Origin of the sequence: Limosilactobacillus avium, from assembly GCF_947381485.1 — a bacterium.
Taxonomy (GTDB): Bacteria; Bacillota; Bacilli; order Lactobacillales; family Lactobacillaceae; genus Limosilactobacillus; species Limosilactobacillus avium.
Genome location: NZ_CANCWN010000063.1, coordinates 1 through 2,384 on the forward strand (window position 1 = coordinate 1; position 2,384 = coordinate 2,384).

3 protein-coding genes are annotated in these 2,384 nt (G+C 39.1%); all 3 read right to left on the bottom strand.

Annotated features, from left to right (window positions below; genetic code table 11):
* Window positions 1-62: 62 nt before the first annotated feature.
* Genes QOS01_RS10220 through QOS01_RS10230 form a run of 3 tightly spaced genes read right to left on the bottom strand, consistent with a single transcriptional unit; the run spans window position 63 to window position 2,189 of the window.
* A complete protein-coding gene (locus tag QOS01_RS10220; RefSeq protein ID WP_283622251.1) occupies window positions 63-1,625 on the bottom strand; it encodes a YfcC family protein in 1,563 nt (520 codons plus the stop codon).
* Between the two features lie 14 nt (window positions 1,626-1,639).
* A complete protein-coding gene (locus QOS01_RS10225) occupies window positions 1,640-2,035 on the bottom strand; it encodes a M20/M25/M40 family metallo-hydrolase (RefSeq protein WP_283622252.1) in 396 nt (131 codons plus the stop codon).
* A 1-nt stretch (window position 2,036) separates the two neighbouring features.
* Window positions 2,037-2,189, bottom strand: a complete 153-nt coding sequence (locus QOS01_RS10230; protein ID WP_283622253.1) for a hypothetical protein — start codon at window positions 2,187-2,189, stop codon at window positions 2,037-2,039.
* Window positions 2,190-2,384 lie beyond the last annotated feature (195 nt).

Here is a 2,384-nt window from a genome sequence, read left to right on the forward strand (position 1 = left end):
GTATTTGAACTCACGGCCACTCAAATGTTTGAACTGGCGATCACCAATTGAGATCTTCTTGCTTAATCTACGTCACTAAATTTGTTCAAGTTATTTATTGCAATCTGCCACATTGTGGCAATAATGGCAAGGAAAATACAAATTAAAACAAATAGGAATATCCAAAGCTTAGCAATCCAGCGCCACCATGTTGTGATATTTATATGTGCAATGGCAAGTGAACCCATCAGAATAGCACCTGTTGGCGTTAATCCGGTTACCCAACCAGTTGCAGCAGAGTAAGCAGTAATCATAACACTTTTATCAACGTGGGCCAGAACAGCGATTGATCCCATAATTCCCATGGTTGCGGCGGCTAATCCTGAACTAGACGGAATTAGGAACGACAATAATGGGAAGAATAAGAAAGCTAGAATAGCGAATAATGGCTTAGATAAACCGTTTAATGACATTTCACCCCAATGGAGGATGGTACCAGTGATCATACCGCTGTTCATGATAACTTGGAGACCACGCGCAACAGCAACGATCATTGCAACTGAGATTAAATCACTCATTCCTTTCATGAATGAATCAATAAAATCAGACTCTTTCATGTGGGAAGCAAACATAATAACAATTGACATTGTTAAGAATAACATTGTAATTTCGTTGAAGTACCAACTGCCTAATGGCGTCATATCTTGCCCAATTAGTTGACCTAAAAATGGAACGCTGATCAACCACTTAGCAAACTTATCAAAGAAAGTCCAACTACTATTAATACTTGACCACGGAATTAATCCGATAATCATAATGACGAAAGTAGCACAGAATAACCAGAGAACTCGTTTTTGTACTTTGGTTAATGGCTTAGCTTTTGCGGACCGTTCCTCAACATGGAATAACTTCATATCCCGATCACGGTTCTTATAAACAAGTGACTTAGTAGGATCTTTCTTAATCCGATCAGCATACCAAAGAACAAAAGCAATTGCGGCTGCGGTAACTAGGACCCAAAGGATAAACCGAGGAATTATTCCATCCCCTGGTGAGATCTTCACCATACCTGAAGCAACACCAATAGAGAATGGGTTAACAGTTGAACCTAAATCACCAACCCTGGTACTAATCATAATGATTCCAACGGCAACTAATGAATCATAACCAACACCCATCATAATTGGGATCAGTAACGGGAAGAAAGCTAATGTTTCCTCTCCCATACCATATGTAGAACCACCAAGGGAGAAGAGAATCATTAAAATTACAATCAATCTTTTTTCGTGACCCTTAGAGCTGTTAACGATTGCACTAATGCCGTCATCAAGTGCACCGGTTTTGTTAACTACTCCTAAGAATCCACCAATCACTAGAATGAACAAAGCAATTTGAATGGATCCTTCAGTTAGTTTATTACCGATCATTCCATAAATTGGCGCCATTAGGACATCCCAAATGCCTTGGGGATGAGGAACAATTGTATGGTAGGTTCCGCTAATAACATTTCCAGCTGAATTAGTTTCATACTTACCAGCGGGGATGATCCAAGTGAGGATCGCAACAATTACAATCAAGAACATTAAGATTGTAAACGCTGATGGCATATGTAACTTTCTAGTTTTCTTTGTTTCCAAATCATTCATGATGCTCACCTCATTTATTTAAAAAACTCTTGGGCAAGTTTGTAGTAGAAATCACAGGATTTATGGAAAACATCAAGGTCAATATTTTCATTAGTTTGGTGAGAAGTTTCATTACCTGGGCCTACTAGAGCAATACTAAAGTTACCTTTAGCATGAAGAAATTCAGACCCGTCACTAGCTCCAGCACAACCAACAGGCTCAATTTTGTCATCAAAAATACTGTCATGAACCTTCTGGATTAACTTAATTAACGGAGCATTCTTGTCACCAGGCATTGCTTCTTCTGGATAACTGTACTCAATGCTGAGCTTATAACCATCTTTTTGGTTCAATTCATTAATAATTCCCTCAAGAATATCGTAAACAACTTGGTTCGGATATTCAGGAATTGTTCTGATATTACCCATCATTTCAGCATGGGCTGGGATTGGTGCCTTTGAAAATTGTTAATTGGATAGTTCCAGCCTTCATTTTAACGACTGGCCGCGGTGAAATTTTAGCCTTACTAACTGGCTTACCTTTGGCTTTGAAAACGGGTGCTACAATATCATGCTTCTCTTCCATAAAGAAATCCTCCTGTACTGAATCTTATGTCTTCAGTATAGGGGGATTGGTCGACCGCGCCTAGACGTAAGCACACCATAACGACACGTCTATAAATTGTCAGCAGGAGCTCCTATATTGAAATCATCAGTAAGGAGGTCTTCTTTATGGAAGAAAAGCATGACATTGTAGCTTCAAAATTTTCAACCAAGCCAA

Bases quoted from the DNA above. Each gene is read 5' to 3' on its own strand.
- QOS01_RS10230 (WP_283622253.1), bottom strand. From the start codon at position 2,189: ATGGAAGAGAAGCATGATATTGTAGCACCCGTTTTCAAAGCCAAAGGT.
- QOS01_RS10225 (WP_283622252.1), bottom strand. From the start codon at position 2,035: ATGATGGGTAATATCAGAACAATTCCTGAATATCCGAACCAAGTTGTT.
- QOS01_RS10220 (WP_283622251.1), bottom strand. From the start codon at position 1,625: ATGAATGATTTGGAAACAAAGAAAACTAGAAAGTTACATATGCCATCA.